General features: G+C 37.9%; 15 protein-coding genes. 5 read left to right on the top strand and 10 right to left on the bottom strand.

From position 1 onward, the window contains the following. Positions 1-121: 121 nt before the first annotated feature. The 3 genes from DW721_RS09995 (at position 122) to bioB (ending at position 3,345) form a co-directional block, all read left to right on the top strand. A complete protein-coding gene (locus DW721_RS09995) occupies positions 122-547 on the top strand; it encodes an N-acetyltransferase (RefSeq protein WP_118745656.1) in 426 nt (141 codons plus the stop codon). A 95-nt stretch (positions 548-642) separates the two neighbouring features. Beyond that, positions 643-1,998 (top strand): MATE family efflux transporter, encoded by a 1,356-nt coding sequence (locus tag DW721_RS09990; protein WP_243020467.1) that lies wholly within the window; start codon positions 643-645, stop codon positions 1,996-1,998. A 372-nt stretch (positions 1,999-2,370) separates the two neighbouring features. Next, positions 2,371-3,345, top strand: coding sequence for a biotin synthase BioB (bioB, locus tag DW721_RS09985; protein WP_055942714.1), 975 nt, complete (start codon positions 2,371-2,373; stop codon positions 3,343-3,345). Between the two features lie 57 nt (positions 3,346-3,402). Here the strand turns inward: bioB and DW721_RS09980 are convergent, their stop codons facing one another. Together DW721_RS09980 and DW721_RS09975 are read right to left on the bottom strand one after the other, a co-directional pair. After that, positions 3,403-4,392 (bottom strand): guanosine polyphosphate pyrophosphohydrolase, encoded by a 990-nt coding sequence (locus tag DW721_RS09980; RefSeq protein ID WP_118745655.1) that lies wholly within the window; start codon positions 4,390-4,392, stop codon positions 3,403-3,405. Between the two features lie 34 nt (positions 4,393-4,426). Then, entirely contained in the window at positions 4,427-5,593 is a 1,167-nt protein-coding gene (locus tag DW721_RS09975) for a cyclopropane-fatty-acyl-phospholipid synthase family protein (protein ID WP_118745654.1), read from the bottom strand. A gap of 354 nt (positions 5,594-5,947) precedes the next feature. On the opposite strand from DW721_RS09975, the gene DW721_RS09970 reads away from it, so the two are divergent. Further along, positions 5,948-6,772 carry a DUF4866 domain-containing protein gene (locus tag DW721_RS09970; RefSeq protein ID WP_118745653.1) on the top strand — a complete coding sequence of 275 codons (825 nt, stop codon included), beginning with the start codon at positions 5,948-5,950 and terminating at the stop codon, positions 6,770-6,772. Here DW721_RS09970 and DW721_RS09965 read toward each other — a convergent pair. The 4 genes from DW721_RS09965 to DW721_RS09950 form a co-directional block, all read right to left on the bottom strand. Further along, positions 6,740-8,068 (bottom strand): threonine/serine exporter family protein, encoded by a 1,329-nt coding sequence (locus DW721_RS09965; protein WP_118745652.1) that lies wholly within the window; start codon positions 8,066-8,068, stop codon positions 6,740-6,742. The genes DW721_RS09970 and DW721_RS09965 overlap by 33 nt on opposite strands. Before the next feature lie 220 nt (positions 8,069-8,288). Next, the gene (locus DW721_RS09960; RefSeq protein ID WP_118498680.1) at positions 8,289-9,125 is read right to left on the bottom strand and encodes an NYN domain-containing protein; all 837 of its coding nucleotides are present in this window, start codon (positions 9,123-9,125) and stop codon (positions 8,289-8,291) included. A gap of 191 nt (positions 9,126-9,316) precedes the next feature. Beyond that, positions 9,317-9,898 (bottom strand): xanthine phosphoribosyltransferase, encoded by a 582-nt coding sequence (locus DW721_RS09955; RefSeq protein ID WP_022014773.1) that lies wholly within the window; start codon positions 9,896-9,898, stop codon positions 9,317-9,319. Between the two features lie 60 nt (positions 9,899-9,958). Beyond that, a complete protein-coding gene (locus DW721_RS09950; RefSeq protein ID WP_118745651.1) occupies positions 9,959-11,320 on the bottom strand; it encodes a L,D-transpeptidase family protein in 1,362 nt (453 codons plus the stop codon). A gap of 275 nt (positions 11,321-11,595) precedes the next feature. Here DW721_RS09950 and DW721_RS09945 point away from each other — a divergent pair, with 275 nt between their 5' ends. Further along, complete coding sequence (locus tag DW721_RS09945) at positions 11,596-12,945, top strand: MATE family efflux transporter (protein WP_055942733.1); 1,350 nt, start codon at positions 11,596-11,598, stop codon at positions 12,943-12,945. A gap of 137 nt (positions 12,946-13,082) precedes the next feature. On the opposite strand, the gene DW721_RS09940 is transcribed toward DW721_RS09945, so the two are convergent. From DW721_RS09940 to DW721_RS09925, 4 genes are all read right to left on the bottom strand, one after another. Continuing rightward, entirely contained in the window at positions 13,083-14,432 is a 1,350-nt protein-coding gene (locus DW721_RS09940; protein ID WP_055942736.1) for a putative ABC transporter permease, read from the bottom strand. 114 nt (positions 14,433-14,546) lie between these two features. Beyond that, complete coding sequence (locus DW721_RS09935; protein WP_118745650.1) at positions 14,547-15,422, bottom strand: TPM domain-containing protein; 876 nt, start codon at positions 15,420-15,422, stop codon at positions 14,547-14,549. A gap of 9 nt (positions 15,423-15,431) precedes the next feature. Continuing rightward, on the bottom strand, positions 15,432-16,502 hold the full coding sequence (locus DW721_RS09930) for a hypothetical protein (protein WP_118745649.1): 1,071 nt from the start codon (positions 16,500-16,502) through the stop codon (positions 15,432-15,434). A 246-nt stretch (positions 16,503-16,748) separates the two neighbouring features. Continuing rightward, entirely contained in the window at positions 16,749-18,110 is a 1,362-nt protein-coding gene (locus DW721_RS09925) for an SPFH domain-containing protein (protein ID WP_118745648.1), read from the bottom strand. Positions 18,111-18,259 lie beyond the last annotated feature (149 nt).

Genomic DNA, 18,259 nt, shown 5'->3' with positions numbered 1-18,259 from the left:
TGTAAGAAATGCAAGGCTGAACTGTTACCTAAATATCTTCAGAAAACTCACGACTTCTTGTAATAGGTAATAACACATGATAGTATATAGATAAATTTGAATTTTTCAAAGGACAATTATTATGATTAGGAAATTGCAAAAAGCAGATATAAACAGAGTTGCTGACATATGGTTAGATACAAATTTAAAAAGTCATTCCTTTATTCCTGCCAAGTACTGGAAAGATAATTTTAAATTGGTAAAAGAAATGCTGTCACAGGCAGAAGTTTATATATATGAAAATAATCAAAAAATACAGGGTTTTATAGGACTAAATGACGAATACATTGAGGGCATTTTTGTTTCTGATGAAATGCAATCGCAAGGCATAGGTAAAATTCTGATAAATTATGTAAAAGATAAAAGAAAAAAATTGTTTCTAAATGTGTATCAAAAAAACACACGGGCAATATCTTTTTATCAAAGAGAGGATTTTAAAATCCGGTGTAGCGGCATTGATGATGCAACCGGTGAAAAAGATTATTTAATGACATGGCAGCAAAAATAACTCTTTAGCCGTTGATACACTGATAAATTAGAACTTTAATGTTTCTAAATTACTGAGTAAATTTAGTGCATTTGCACGGAAATGAGGTTTTTATTATGACAAAAGATATGACAGAAGGAAATATATGGAAACATCTTTTCAGCTTTGCGATACCGCTGCTTCTTGGAAACCTTTTCCAGCAGACTTACAATATGATTGATACCGCTATCGTTGGGCAGTATCTCGGCGAGGAAAAACTCGCGAGTGTCGGTGCTTCATCGAGTGTGCAGTTTCTTGTGCTCGGTTTTTGCATGGGAATATGCTGCGGTTTTGCTATTCCCGTCTCACAGCACTTCGGAGCTAAAAACACACTGAAAATGAAAGAAGCCATCTTCCATGCAGGTTTTCTCTCAATACTTTTTGCCGCTGTTATAACAACAGCCTGTGCCATTCTCTGCCCAAACATATTACATATACTCTCAACTCCTGAAAATATTTTTGATGACGCATATTCATACCTTTTTATTATATTTTTAGGAATACCTTTTACAATTTTATACAACTTTTTGTCAGGACTGCTTAGAGCCGTCGGTGACAGCAAGACACCGTTTTTGTTTCTCGTCTTTTCAAGTATTTTAAATATAATACTCGACCTGACATTTATTATTGTTTTCAAACTCGGTGTATCGGGTGCAGCACTCGCAACCATTATGTCACAGGGTGTCAGCGGACTTTTATGTCTGATATATATAATTAAAAAATTTCCTATATTATGTATCTCAAAAGAGCACTGCCGTATAAAATCCGATATGACAAAACAGATGATAGCCATGGGTGTTCCAATGGGACTTCAATACTCTATCACCGCCATAGGAAGTATGGTAATGCAGTCTGCAAACAACGGACTTGGAAGCACCTACATCTCAGGTTTCACGGCAGGTATGCGTATCAAGCAGTTCCTTATGTGTCCTTTCGATGCCATTGCCACTGCCGCATCAACTTTTTGCAGCCAGAACTTCGGTGCCGGCAATCTGAAACGAATTAAGGAGGGACTTAAAAAAGGTGTAACGATAGGTGTCAGCTACGGACTTATATCCGGACTTATACTTATCTTCTTTGGAAGAACTTTATCACTTTTATTTATAAAAGCAAGTGCCTCCGCTGTGCTCGATGCATCAGGCAAATATCTTGCCTGTCTCGGGTATTTCTTCTGGGCACTCGGAATACTCAATGTATGCCGAATGAGTGTGCAGGGGCTTGGTTACGCAGGACGCGCCGTATTTTCCGGTGCAGTTGAAATGATAGCAAGAATATTTGTAAGTGTATTACTTGTCCCTGTTTTTAAGTTTAATGCAATATGTTTTGCCGACCAGACAGCATGGATATGCGCCTGTCTTTATATCGTACCTACCTGTCTCCTATGCCTTAAGAAGATAGAAAGAAACTTAAATAAACAAAACACTCCATACTAAGTCCTGGTAACAGTTCAGCCCTTCATTTATTACATTCGTCAACCTTTTACTTCAAAAGGTTGACATTTCTTTTTTATCCATATATAATAACAACCGGATACCACTCCTCGTACTCCTTTTCGAGTAGTATCCTATTTGTTGCCGTTCGTACTATATATACGGACAGTGACTCCTAACCCACAAATGAGCAAACTCTCTACAGTTTGCTCTACTTTATACACAATAATCAATATCTGCTGTCTGTTTCTGAGCATAAATGGATAGCTTTTATAAAAGACTGATATTCTTTTACAGATAATCTATATCTTTTAAAAACAAAATATAGATTGTCACCATCACTATACAAATGACTGCTCGGAAAAGAGGATAAACATGGACTTAAAAAAACTTGCTGATGACATTATAAACGGAAAAAGACTTAAAAGAGAGGATGACCTTTCCTTTTTTATCAACTGTGACCTTGATGCTCTTTTAGAGGGTGCTGACAAGATTCGAGAATATTTCTGCGGAGATAAAGTTGACCTTTGCACGATCATCAACGGACGAAGCGGCAGATGCGGTGAGGATTGCAAATATTGTGCTCAGTCCGCTCACAATCACACAAACTGTGAAGTATATGATTTTCTTCCTAAAGAAAAAATTCTTGCTGAAGCACTCGCAAATGAAAAAGAGGGTGTCGACCGTTTTGCAATAGTTACTGCCGGAAGAAGTCTTTCAGGTGAAGATTTTGAAAAGGCAATAGATGCCTATGAAACAATGCACAGAGAATGTAAACTTGACCTGTGTGCCTCTCTTGGCTTTCTCACCAAAGAACAATTTCACCGTCTGCATGAGGCAGGTGTTACAAGCTACCATGACAATATAGAAACTTCAAGAAGAAATTTTCCTAATATATGCACAACGCATACATACGATGAAAAAATCGCAACCATCAAGATGGCTCAGGAAGAGGGCTTCTGTGTCTGTTCCGGCGGTATAATCGGAATGGGTGAGACATGGGAGGACAGACTCGACATGGCAGTTTCACTTGCTGAACTCGGTATTATGTCAATTCCTATCAATACACTTATGCCAATCCCCGGAACTCCTCTTGAAAACCTCAAACAGCTCTCCGAGGAAGATATTTTAAGAACCATCGCATTCTTCAGATATATAAATCCTGAAGCAAATGTCCGTCTCGCCGCCGGCCGTGCCCTTGTAACAAATGACGGTGAAGCCGCATTTTCAGGCGGTGCAAGTGCAACCATAACAGGAAATATGCTCACAACATCAGGTTCTACGATCGAGAGTGATAAGAAACTTCTCCGTGGACTTGGCAGAGATGTTACACCGGAATATTTAAAATAACATATTTTCTAAGAACGAGTAGGATGGGATTGACAAATCCCATCCTACTCGTTTTACTCACTCTCTTATATCATTCTGAAACCTCGACAAATGCTCATACGGAAGAATCTGTCGTCCACGGTAAAGTCCACAGCCGTCATTGATAAGACTGTTGTTTACCGCCGAAAACATATTTACATCAAGTTCTGAGAGTTCAAGTTTCTGAAGTTTCATGCCACGCTCGTATGCCTCATCAAAACAGATGCACTCACCCTCTGGTATCATGTCTCTTCTCGCTCTGTCATGCTCCTGCTTTTTCTCATAACCAAGGTGATTTGCAGGACCTATCTCCGCATTGTCGTCCATAGTCTTTGTCCTAAGCTGAACTTCCATAAAACATCTTGCGATATTGTCATAAAATGTTATGTGAAGTGACTGATACTCACTACTCTCACCATTTGATATATAATCCCTGTAGTAAGGGCGGACCTCATCATCAAGAAGTTCTGACGAACTCTCCGATACACCTCTTGCAGGCTCGGCAGAAAAACCTTTTTCCTCCAAAAATCCGAGAAGTTCATTTGCTATCTCATAAAGAAGCTTTATCTCCTGCTCATCCCTGTCCTGCCCCTCTTTCAGATGACACTTCGGCAATGAAATAACTATCCTGTATGCTATTATATCCCTAAAACAGCTAAGTTTATTTTTTAAATCCGAAACAGGCGGAAACTTTTTATTTTCCATATAATAATCATAAATATACTCAACGATATACCCGTTAAATTTCTCCTCGGCACGAATAAGTGACTTGATACGACCTTTAAATGTAAATGCAAGATACGGGTATTTCTTTGCCATATACATATAAAAATCCCTTATCTTTTGTGACTGTGCCGTCAAAAATTCATTGTGTTCAAGAAGCTCTAAAATCTGTATGAGAAAATTGCAATGCATCATATCCACTTCATTTCGGCTCTTCTTTGCCTCTTTTCTCAAATCTTCAATATATTTCTGTATTATCCTGAAAACCGTATCTCCTGAATACAGATAATCGTTTAGTGTAATCATTTTCTCCTGCTTTCCGCCCGTAATTAAAAGTATATCAATACCATCTTGTCATTGGCAATTCATTATTTACATCATTCGTAAATACTATCTGATGCAAGTCTATTATACCATTCATAAAGGTGGCAGCACAAGCACAAAGATACAGTTCCCACATTCTTGCAAATTTCTCATCAAACATTTCTACTACTTCCGCTCTGTGCTGCTGGAAATTTTCATTCCAGCAAAGAAGTGTTTTATTGTAGTGTCGCCTGAGGCTTTCTACATCCACCGTATAGAATCTAAGTTCTCCTGCAATCTGCATTATCTCTCTGAGACTTGGTATAACCCCGCCTGGGAATATATATTTCTTGACCCACGCATCACCGGGATATTCTTTCAATGCACTTATAAAGTGAAGCACAAACACTCCGCCCTGCTTTAAGACACTCTTGACGCATTGCATAAATTCCTCATAATTTCCCCTGCCTACATGCTCTATCATGCCGACACTCACAACTCTGTCAAACTCCATATGCTGTTTCGGCAGATCCCTGTAATCAAGAAGTTTTACTTCAAGCCTGTCCGAAAGATTTTCCTCTTTGATACGCTGTTCAAATTTTGCTTTCTGCTCCTTGCTCAATGTAATCCCGACACCTTTTATATTGTATTTCTTTGCAGCTTCGATAAGCAGAAATCCCCAGCCGCAGCCAATATCACACAATGTCATGCCATCAGAGAGATTAAGTTTTTCCAATATACGGTCAACTTTGTTGCACTGAGCCTGATACAATGTGTCATTCTCATTCTTAAAATATCCACATGAATAGCTCATCGTCTCATCAAGCCACATATTATAAAAATCATTACCTATATCATAATGTGATGAAACTTCTTTTTTCTGATTTGCCTTTGATTTTGATGTAAATATAATGTTTTTAAGTTTTTTCGTATCTGTCGAAAATTTACCCATCTGTCCTAAAAACATATTGAGAGCCGTATATAAATCGCCTTCTATCTCAATATCGCCATTCATGTATGCCTCTCCTAATGTAATAGATGTGCTGATGAGCATATCCATCATTTTCGGTATTTTATTTATCTTTACGGTAAACGCAGGCTCCCCGTCTCCTATCAGATGCTCTCCGTCCTCTAAAATAATCCTGAAAGGGTTTTCATCAAACTTCTCCATAAATTTAATAAATTCATTTTCTACAAGCTTCATAATATCCTCCATTCCACAGATACTTTTCGTATGCTGTTGATTACTTCAAAAAAATATTAGCACCATGAAATTATAGTTTCAAGACTTTTTACTCATATACGATATACATATTCGTTATATAATATATACTTTTTACATATATCCTATACTCAACTATACTAAATATAAGATATGTTTTATTATGTACTCTCAAAATCTTCTGAACAAAGAATTTTAAATATACAATAGCATTTTTGCAATGAGTACACGGTGTTGTACAACGAGAAGATAGAAACAGTATATCGGCAATCCAGCCGAAATGATTCGTTTTGAGAAGATACCGAGAGTACTTTTATTAAAAAGGAGGTTCTTACTATGTCAGAAAATATAAACAAAATTAAAAGAATACCAAAAGAAGAAGCCGTTGAACAGATTTTTGAAAAGATATTATCTTCACCTGTTGCCTGTGAAAAACTAAGTGATACATTTTATGACCATATATCTATGGACAATCTCACGATTGATGAAAACTCAAAGCGTTTTGCAGATATACTTTTTTCCTCATATAAAACTGGTGACATAAGCGGTCTTTTGCTTGAATTATGCCAGAGAAGTATGCTCGACCTGCTCCGTGAGTCATATCTTATTCCAAAGAGATTTCATGGAAAAGCCGGAAAAAATCCGTCACTGCTCACTGATACCTGTGGCAATCTTTTAGATAACAACAAATCGGCTGTTTCACACCATGATTATGCCAAATTTCAGGAAATACTTAACCAACACACACTTGCACCACGTTCAAAACTTTTTCTTGCAGACGGTTATGATATTGAACGCTCTTATACAGATGATTTAGAAATTGAAGAAAAACTTGCCAACGGACGACGCGGCATCCTTATACTATACGCACTTCCCGATACTGCGGCATTAGGTCTTAAAGAAGCTGAGGCCTATGCAATCATATGGGACAGCTTTCAAAAAATCCAACAATGTGCTCCAACTGCAATGGTTTATTACGGACAGGAAACCGGTCTTAAAAATGAGCAAAAATATGATGAACTGGGTGTCTTACTCCCAATTCATCAATTTAAAAACCATATGCTCCATCACTTAGAATGTATTGACGGCATCGTCCTTTCCTGCCGTGAAAATATGTTTAAAAATTCATCAGGTACAATACCTGAAAGTTTTATCAGTTAATATTCTTGCAAATATAAGTCCGAGCGGCAATGCGAGTATTATAAGCATTGCTGCCGCAAACCATGATGCAGATGTTACAAGCGACATTATACCCAGATTATAAACGGCACGGTACAGATAAAGTCCCGGTACCATTATAACTATTGATGGTACAGTCAGTGATATTCTCGGATATCCAACTCTATTTTTTAAAGCAGATGCCAAAATTCCGGCACAAAATGCTCCTATAAATGCGGCGGCGGCCGGAGGCATACCTGCCATATCTACAAGTTCAAGGCGAAGTGTATTGGAAACTGCTCCAATAACTGCCGCTGATGCAGCAAGTACAATAGGACTGTTAAACATTATTGAAAATCCAAAAACTCCGCAAAAACTCATTAGTAATCGCAATAATATATGTAGTCCGACAGAGATTTTAATAACCGGAAAATCAACAGGCTTTAGATTAAGTGCAAGTGCCATTATCCATGCTGTTATCGTGGCAACTACAATTATGACAAGTGCATATACCAGTCTCTCTATGCCTGACCTCATGTCAAGCTTTGCAAGATCTATGCCACTTGTTATAAACGGAAATCCCGGAATTATAAAAAGCATTGAACATATATATCCCGCCTGATGCTGAAGCGATACATTAAAAATCTGTTCTGCTGCCCTTAGAAGCCCTGTATATACAAGACAGGCCCCCGCCACCGATGAAACAATGCACAGAAACAAAGTAAAATGGTGTTTTGCAAGTTTGCACCTGATAAAGTTACCAACACCTGCCCCTACAAATGCAAGAAACATTTCAACTATACCGCCACCAAGCAGAAATGTAAATGCACTGCACGCAAGTGCCGCAGCAAATCCAAGTGCTATAGGCGAATAAAGTCCATGAAGCTGCTCTATCTCATCAAGATGTGCATGAAGTTCTTCACCGGACATATCAGTCCCGTTTCTCTCAAAATCACTGATAAAATGTTCCAGTCTGTTAAGCTTTGAAGTATTTACTCCCGTATTGGTAAGACATAACGACTGTGAAAAACAGTCTTTGCCATCAAAACAAGTGTAGTCTATAGACATAAGTCCAATGTTCACAGTGCAGGTCACTCCAAGATGCTTAGCTATCGTATTCATAGAACTTCTGACACGCCACGCACCTGTTCCGCATGAAAGCAACATAAGTCCTGTTCTACCTATTATCGATGCCTTTTCAGTAAGACTTGCCTCTACAATAGGCATCTTCTCCTCACTACCTGCATAATCATGCCAATAAATCTCCATGTGGTTTGATGGAATAAAATTATCTGACATAAAATCACTTCCTTAATCTTATTGTTACTCTATCAAACTGTTCTCTCAAAAAAAGCATTTTACCACTATATATTTTTAGTTTCAAGTCTTTTTCACTCATATACAATATGCATATTCGTTATATAATTTATACTTTTAACATATAAATGCTTTATTGTTTTCAAAATTTATATGAAATAATCATAGAAGTTTTAATGTTTTATAATGAAGTTTTGTATTTTTAATGTTTATCCGCAAGACTTATATACATAACTTTATGCACACCATCAGGTGCATTTTCGGATTCTACCTTAAATCCACCGATTTTTTTCATCATCTGCGTCATGTTGCTGCATTTATAATTTCTCGTATCAAATCCTGAAAATCTCTTTTTCAGGACATTGCCAAGCGTCGCAAGGTTTACTCTCTCGCTGTCAAGTGACTCGATATACAAAGCTATGTATGAAGAAATCTCAGGAAGTCCGGGAATACTTATCTCAACTTCCTCAATTTCTTCATCCTCGTCATCGTCAAGAATCTCATCCTCGTAAAATCCTCTTTCTGTCTCTTCCTTATCAGGCTTTTTTTGACCTGAATTTATCGAAGTATCCGCATCCATTTCATCAGATTTTACATTGTCTTCCTCCGTCTGATAGATAAGATTTAATATCTTAAATTCATCGCAGGCTTTAGCGAGAGCTTCCTTGGTCTTAGACTCGCCCATTCCAATAACTACCTTTCCGGACTCTTTAAGCCTGTAAACAAGTTTTGTAAAATCACTGTCACTTGATGCAATACAAAATACATCTATCCCCTCTGAGTGAAGAAGATCCATGGCATCTATCGTAAGTGCCTGGTCTGCTATACTTTTTCCGCTCGCATACGAAATCTGTAATACCGGCATAATACCCTGTCTTGGCATGACCGGATACCATTTTTTAGTGTTTGGAGAATTTACCGAACCATACAGACGAAATACTTTTATATTTCCATACTGTAATGCCTCCTGCTTGATACTCTCGGCATATTTGGCCGATATATTGTCTCCATCAATCAATACTGCAACCTGTTTTTCCATTATTCCTCAATCCCCTTTTCAATTCTTCATATGGACAAATTGTTTTATATTCTCCCATTATTGCCAATTTTATATTTATATCAATCAAAAATGTTAATCTAAAATTTTATCAGGTATTTTCTCCGTTCTTTTCAGATGCCGCCTATTACTTTAGCCTTATTTTCAATTTTCGGTCGATATTACGCTGTTTCTTACTGCTCACGAAATACCACCGAACCATCTGATGCATCCATGCTCTCGACAATGGCAAGTGATTCAAGCTGAAAACCGAGATTTCTGATAATCTTTCCGCCCTGCTGGAAACCTTTTTCGATAGCAATACCTATTCCTTCAACCGTTCCGCCTGCCTGCGATACTATCGATATAAGCCCCTGTAATGCACAGCCGTTTGCAAGGAAATCATCTATTATAAGTATATGATCCTCAGGATTTAAAAACTTCTTAGAAACAAGTACCTGGTTTTTACATTTATGTGTAAATGACTCTACCTCGGCATTGTAAACTTCACCGTCAATATTTACACTCTTTGACTTTTTCGCAAAAACAACCGGCACATCAAAGCACTCCGCTACTATACAGGCAATTCCTATACCTGATGCCTCAACAGTAAGTATCTTATTGATAGGCTTATCGGCAAAACGCTTTTTAAATTCCTCACCCATCTGTCGGAAAAGTTTCACATCCATCTGATGATTTAAGAAACTGTCAACCTTTAAAATATTTCCTTTCTTTACAACGCCTTCTTTTACTATTTTTTCCTCAAGAAAATTCATAATCTTTAATTCCTTTCTGTCGTATAGTCTTTTTATTTCTGAACTGTTACATAAAAAATCTTACGAAATCGCTCCACCTGAGACAACATCACTCTTTTTATTGATATAAACAGTATATTTTGCTGTATTTCCTGCCTTGTCACTGACTGCATACACAGCCTTATATCTTCCGGCAGTTTCCGTCTCACTTAAACTTATCTTAACATCAGACACCTTAAGTTTTGTATAATTATCGCTGACCTTTTTAATAATGGCACGACAATAATTTTGATTTACTACTGTATCTGCTGAAGCCTCATATTCCGCATTGTTCTTTATTCCGCTGATGACCGGTGCTTTGTTGTCTATATAAACTTTAACAGATTTCTTTGCCTCATAACTTTCTCTCTGTGCAATATATGTAAGTTTATATGTATTCTTCTTAAGCTTCTGATATTTAACCCTGATATATTTTGCCGCAAGTTTCCTGCCTGACTGTCTAATCGTAGCATTTTTAACGGCAAATCCCTTTGTCATCTTACTCTTTGATGTAACATAAAGAGTCTTTGTATCTGTAATCTTTGGTGTACTTCTTTCTGCTGTTACTTTTATATTTACAGTTTTTCTTGCAGTCTTTTTTGCTTCATCTGTAAATGTATATGTTACCTTATATGTTCCTGGTCTTTTAGTATCAACCCTGCCTACTTTTTCACCGGCATATGACACTGAAACTTTTAATTTTGATGAAGCTGTACTGCCTGATGTAGTAACTACTTTGACTCCGCTTTTTGCCTTATAAGCTGAACCAAATTTTACTGTCTTACTTGATGCACCCTTGATAGACGGCTTTTTGCTGTTCCATGGATTTCCTTTGCTCCATACATCAGACGGATCCCAGTTTGTATGCCCGCTTATCTTAAGAGCCTTTGGCTTGCCAAGCGGTCCGGGATTTGAAGAATTATAAATGATAACCTTACTGCCTGAAGGTACATTGTCATAAATCCACTTTGCATCTGCAACCATAAGTCTTACACAACCATGAGATGCCGTCGTACCGAGTTTATTATACTCTTTTGCCGACATAGATGACGGATCACCGTTTCTGTAATACCATACTGAATGGAACAATATACCGCCATGTATCCTGCTGCAATACTGACCATAGCTTGGTCCCATAAGCGTGTGCCATCTCATTTTTTCTCCAAGTGGAAATGTTCCTATAGGCGTTGCAGAACCTGTCGAACATATCATTGCTTTAACCGGCTTAAGTTTACCAGAAGACTTTTTCTCATATATTGTCACACAGTTCATACTTTTATTGATCTTGACAACATATTTTTTTGAAGCCGCTTCCGCATTAACATTTTCTGAAAAGGAAACTCCTAAATTAAGAGCTAAAATACACGCAAGTAAAAAACTAATCACTCTCTTTTGTTTCTTCATTAATCAATCCTCATTTCTTTCATAAATTATTCTTATCAAAAGCGGATAATTACAATCCGCCGGATATTTACAATCCACTCTGCCACTTACTAATAACACTATTGTGTTTTAAATGCTTATTCATTATATCAAAATAATTATACAGTTACCACTTAAATTTATATTTTTTTTATCATACTCAAAAATTCTACTTCCATTTTCGGATAAACCGTGCTAGAATGTTAAATCGCAGCCAAAAACAATAAAATAATAAATGTGTGCAGAAACGAGGTAAAATGAGTAAATTAAAATTTGGTGGGTCTAAGGACCTTACGACCGGAAACCCAATGAAACTTATACTTAATTTTGGTGTTCCGCTTCTTTTCGGAATGTTATTCCAGCAGTTTTATAATATGGTAGACTCTGTCATTGTCGGAAAACAGCTCGGTGTCAATGCCCTCGCTGCCGTCGGCTCAACAGGTTCCATAAACTTTATGGTACTTGGCTTTTGTATCGGTATATGCAACGGCTTTGCCATCCCTATTGCACAGGCATTTGGTGCCAAAGATACAAACCGTCTGAAAAGTTATATTGCAAATTGTGCATGGTGTTCAATTTTATTTGCAATAGTTCTTACTATTATAATAGGTATATTTACAAAAGACATACTTACCGTTATGAGAACCCCGGCAGACATTTTTGACGATGCCTACATATATATTTTCATAATATTTATGGGAATACCGGCAACAATACTCTACAACATGGTATCCGGTGTTCTCCGTTCTCTCGGCGACAGCTTTACCCCGGTAGTATTTCTGATATTTTCTTCTATATTAAATATCATACTCGACCTTATCCTTGTAAAAAGAATGGGTGTGAGCGGTGCAGCCGTTGCGACAGTCACGGCACAGGCAGTTTCAGGCATAATTTGTCTTATTTACACCGTGAAAAAATACAGATATCTTAACTTTAACAAAGACGACTGGAAAATATCAACAAAACAAATGCTCCAGCTTTGCAAAATGGGAATACCTATGGGACTTCAATATTCCATCACGGCGATAGGAAGTGTCATATTGCAGACTGCCGTAAATAATATGGGGTCAACAATAGTTGCAGCAGTAACGGCAGGCAGCAGGGTAAGTATGTTCGTTTGCTGCCCTTTTGATGCAATGGGCTCAACTATGGCTACTTACGGCGGTCAGAATAAAGGTGCGGCAAAGTATGACCGTATCGACGAGGGACTTAAAGCCTGCATAAAGCTTGGTGTTATCTATTCGCTTGCAATACTTGTACTTATGATATTCTTTGGCAAATATCTCGCACTTCTTTTCGTGAGCAGTAAAGAAACAGAACTTATAAACAAGATTTCAATGTTTATGATAGGAAATGCCTTATTCTATATACCACTTGCACTTGTAAATATAGTGCGTTTCATGATACAGGGTATCGGTTATCCGGGATTTGCGATACTTGCCGGCGTATGCGAAATGATAGCACGCTCAATAGCCGGCTTCGTGCTAGTTCCAATATTCGGATATACTTTTGTCGTACTCGCAAGTCCGCTCGCATGGGTGTGTGCGGATATGTTTTTAATCCCCGCATACAGACATGTAATGAAAAAAAGCCGTGTAATGGCTTAACTTTATTTTCTTGTTTTTCATTGAAAAAAAAGAAAATCGGTAGCTTAATTTTAACTTTTTATTAAAAACGAGCTGCAGCTTAGCAAAAAAGAGAGGTTGTTTTCTCCAAATGCCACCTCTCTTTTTTGTATATATTTTTAAGCCTTTTTCGCATTTGGATAGATTTTTTTCATTTTTGCATCATCGTAATGCTCGTCCATCCATTTCTGCCATGCTTTTAAATCTTTTTCATCACTTTTTTTATTGCCGTTTTCAATCTTAATCGACTGTGATACCTTATTTTCCCTGCTTCGCTCATCATATCTTACAAGAGCCATGCACGAAACACCTATATTGCATACCATAAATACAAGAAGAAGCCATGTGATTACTTTTCCTGATACTACAGGTATCTTTTCTATAAGCATCTCAATTTTAGGAAACATCCTTTTAAACCACACTACTGCCGCTATTCCCCAGAAAAAACAGTAAAGAAGATTTATCCTGCCACCGAGATTAAACGGTATTCTGCTATAATCCCAAAAGACTTTTCCAAACACAAGCTCCGTGAAAACGCTGCAAAGATATTCATACGCACCGCCGAGAAGCGTCCCCGTCAAAAACAAAAAACTTTCACTCCTGTCCTTGTATTTGTATAAAAACAATGTGACAAGTGCAAGTGCGAGTCCCCACACAATGCTAAACGGCCCCCACACGACACTGCTTCGGCTCATCCACACACCTTCGGTGATACGACAGAATATCGTTTCCGTAATATCTCCAAGAAATGCTCCTATTATAAATAAAAGCATTATCTTGTAAAAACAGCATCCGCTCGCAAATACACCTCCGGCATCCTTTTTTACACTCTCCGTTTTTACAGCTTTAGGATAAGCCTTTCTTATCCTTCGCTCTATCACATTATTTATTTTTTTCCTAAGTTTCGCACTTACCTTGTCGATGCCTGCATCTGCTGCCGCCCATCTTTCAGCATTTCTACTCTTACCACTGAGCAGCATTACAGAGGCAAAAACATCAATAAACAATACTACAATCAGGATAAGCAGTAATATCCTCATAAGAATATATGGCAGTATTGTCAGCAGAAATATTATAAACCTGTTTCCAAACCTGACTGCGACATACCCTAATGCTCCCCAGAAAACTGAAGCCGAAACACATATATAGCCGTCAAGGTTTCTCTTTCTCTCTGAATAATCCCACCATCTCTCATGAAATATCTTCTCGATAAGATGACCGCTTATCCACTCGGCAACTGTCGCATATACAGCCGCAAAAACAAAAAGCCATATGCCTTTAAGTTCCTGAAGACCTACCGACATAAGAACAGCAGTAATTCCATAAATCACACAGAAAGGACCATTTACAAGTCCTCGGTTTGAAAACTTACGCTGTTTTAATGTCGTGGCTGCTGTTTCTAATACCCATCCCAAAAATGAATATACAAAGAACAGCCACAACAGTTCATATCCTGTAAAATGTTTCATCCGTTATATCTCCTATACAGTAGCTTTTTATAATAAAAACATCCCGTTGCTGTAATCAAGTCCCCCCACACTTATCACTCTGCACAATAAAAGCGGCTGACTTTCCTGATAATGTTAAAAACTTCCACCGCCACCGCCGTGTTCACTTCCACTGCTGCTTACATGAGTTGTACTTCCACCGGCAGAGTTGTCATTGTCCTTTGGCTTCGCCGTTTTTGTAACTGTTGAATACATGAAAATGTCTTTTTCACTCGTAAGTTTAAATGAGCCTTTTTTTATGTACTCCATTGCTGTCCCTTTTGGTTTTGCCGTATTCATTCTTAATCTCATGATGCCGACACTTATAAGTGCTATAACAAATGCTATGACAAGTGCTATGACTTCAAGTATAACATAATCAATCTCCTCATTGTAAGGATTGTCGGTATCGTATGGTGTTCCGTCTTTATATGCCTTGACAAAATCTTTTGTTATATTTAAAAATTCATCACAGGCATTAAAGTAATCACCATCTGACAGATAAGGTTTTATCTCCTCCTTTATCCTGCCAATACCATAATCCGTAAATGCCTTTATCCCTGCACCTTTAGTTGATATATGATATTTTCTGTCACCTTTGCTCACAAGGAAAAGCACGCCGCTTTTCTCATTGTCAAGTCCATAATCATTATTGTCATAATAATCATCCGCATAGTCCTGTGCACTTTTGCCGTCAAGTGACTTGACCGTCAATATGACAACATCAAACTTATCTTTCTGTATATTTTTTATCTTTTTGTCAAGTTCCTTCTCGTCAGATGCCTTTATAAGTCCCGCATCATCTATAACACTTTTCTTTCCTGCCGCACTGCTTACCGAAAAACCAAGAAATACCGACATAATGCTCACGGACATTACAAGAAGCATTAACTTTCTTAATATGTCAGCCTTAAAGCCTGAATATCCCGATGCTTTAACAGCAGTTTTTATGTTCAATCTATTTTCCATCATTCAATCCTCCTATATCCAGACAAAAATCTGCAATATGATAAATATCACTGCCGTTATCCCAAAAAGATACTTTCGTGCCTTGCATTTGTCTATAGGAAGCTCGCCGACGAGTTTTCCTGTCTGTCCGTTCATGGCAAAAGTATAAATCTTATCTTTATATTTTTTGTTGAGTATCCAGACCGGAAACATTACATATTCTGCTTTTCCGTTTTTAACATTTATCCTGCTGCTATCAGCGATTACCGACTCGTATCCTTTGACACTGCTCCTGAACTTATCTTCGGTACTCCTCTTTACACGCTCATTTGCCCTCGGCTCACTCGCTTTAATGTCAACATCATATTTATCAGCATAATAACCCGTGAGATATTTTTCCGAGAATTCTTCAAGCTGATTATAGTCAAATGGTTCTATCGAATCCATATACTTATCATCCATCTTACTTGAAGCATCGACAGGTATCTTTTCAAATGCCAGTTTTCCTTTTCTTTTTAACATATAGTGATCTGTTTTCGTATAATTATAGTTGGCATCACTCCAGAAATGTGTCCTGTTTGCTTTATATGTAATATCTGCCTCAGCTTCACAATTAAAAAGCCAGAACGGAACATACAAACCTTTTATACTATCAATATGTTTTTTCTTTGAAAATTCGTCTGGCAGCAGACGCTTTCCCTTATAAAATGCCTTTAATTTTTCCTTTGCTGCATTTTTATCAAGTTTAAAAGGAATTACATATTTAGGTCTGTTTACTCCTGAAATATTTTCAGTAATGATAGTCGGACTTCCGCAATATACACATTCCGTAGCAACCGAATTTTCATCACCTATTATCTCTCCACCGCATGACTGGCAGATATGTACTTTCATGCCATCCATACCATTGTCATCGTCCGTTTCTTCCACATTCCATTTTGCGTTCATTTCCCGGGCTTTTGTATTCTCTTCATCTGCGATTTCTTTTAACTGTGCCTCAGTAAACTTATTATCGCAATATTCGCATACCAGTTCCTGTTCCTTGCTCCCCCACACAAGTGATGCACCACAACATGGGCATTTGTAAGCTATTGTATCATCCATACTAATCCTCATTTCCTGTGTTTCACATATTAGTTTATGCGAAGCACAAATCTCGTGTATAAAAATATTATTTTTCACACTATCTTCATTTCTTCCATTATTCTCTTTGCAGTCAGGCGGCTTTTCTAAGTCTGCTTTTCCGCTTGCCTGATAACATCCAAACAGATATTCCTAATTTACTCTGCTGCTTACCTAATTATAATCAAACAGATATTTGCAATTTGCTCTGCTATCTGCCTGATAGTGTTAAACAATATCATTATCATCAAAAGGATCTCCACACTCAGGACAGAATTTTGGCGGATTTTTAGGGTCATCAGGCTCCCATCCACACTTGTCACATCTGTAAAGAGGTGCCTCTGCCGGTTTTTTCGCACCACACTCCATGCAGAATTTCCCTTTATTTACGGTACCGCAGCTACAAGTCCAGCCAAGAACAGGCTGTGGCTTAGGCTTTCCACATTCAATGCAGAATTTTCCCGTATTGGATTTTCCACATTCACATATCCAGCCGCTTTTTTCTGACTGTGAAACCGCTGCCGTGTTATCAGTCTGTGCAGGCTGTGACTGCTGCTGTGCAGCTTGTTGCTGTGATGCTTGCTGCTGCCCCATGGCAAAAAGGCTTTGTGCATCAGTTCCCATTGCATTTTGAACCATACCCATTCCCATAAATCCTGCCATCGCACCATTTGGATTTGAAGCTGCCGCCTTCATCGCATCACCCTGTGCACCGACAAGTGTAGCTGCCGCCATATTAGGATTTCTAAGAACAGCCGTCTTTTGAAGCTGTTTTATCATCTCCTCATCTTCTTTTGATGCAGTTACTGAATTTACTCCAAATGATGAAACTTCAATTCCTCTAAGTTCTGCCCACTTCTTTGAGAGAACTGCATTTAATGCGTCTGCAATCTCCATCGTATGTCCCGGAAGTGCACTATAACGGATACCCATATCAGAAATCTGTGCAAATGCCGGCTGAAGTGCCGTGAGAAGCTCCGTCTTTAACATACTGTCAATCTCGCTTCGTCTGTATTCCTCCTCGACATTACCGCACACATTTGTATAAAAAAGTATGGGATTTACTATTTTATATGAATATTCTCCATTACAGCGAATAGCAATATCAACATCAAGACCTATATTATTGTCTACAACCCTGAAAGGTACAGGGTTTGGTGTTCCGTATTTATTTCCGATAATCTCTTTTGTATTAAAATAATATATTCTCTGGTCTTTTGCCGTATCTCCGCCAAATGTAAATCTCTTACCAATAGTCGCAAAAACATCTTTTATCGACTCGCTGAGTTTTCCATTAAAAATTGACGGTTCAGTAGATGAATCAAACACAAATTCACCCGGTTCAGCACAAAGTTCAACAACTTTTCCCTGCTCGACAATTATCATACACTGTCCGTCATTTACCGCAATAACAGAACCGCTTGTAATGATATTGTCACTGCCCTTTTTGTTACTGCTCCTGCCGGAAGTCCTTTTTTCTCCCTTACATACAAGTACATCTGCATCCATTGCTTCACAATAGAAATATTCTTTCCACTGATCCGCTAAAGTACCACCTGTTGCTCCTGCTAAAGCCTTAATTAATCCCATATTATTCCTCTTTTCTGCACACATTTTTTCATATCAAATTTGTGTCAAGTGTACTAAAACACAAACCTGCGTGTGAAAAAATCTTTTCACACTGAACCTTCATTTATATCAAATTTGTTCAAAGCACAAATTGCTTTACAATATTTTCT

It is taken from the genome of Clostridium sp. AM27-31LB (genome assembly GCF_003480745.1).
Lineage (GTDB): Bacteria > Bacillota > Clostridia > Lachnospirales > Lachnospiraceae > Butyribacter > Butyribacter intestini.
This window is presented reverse-complemented; position numbering and strand designations above follow the sequence as displayed.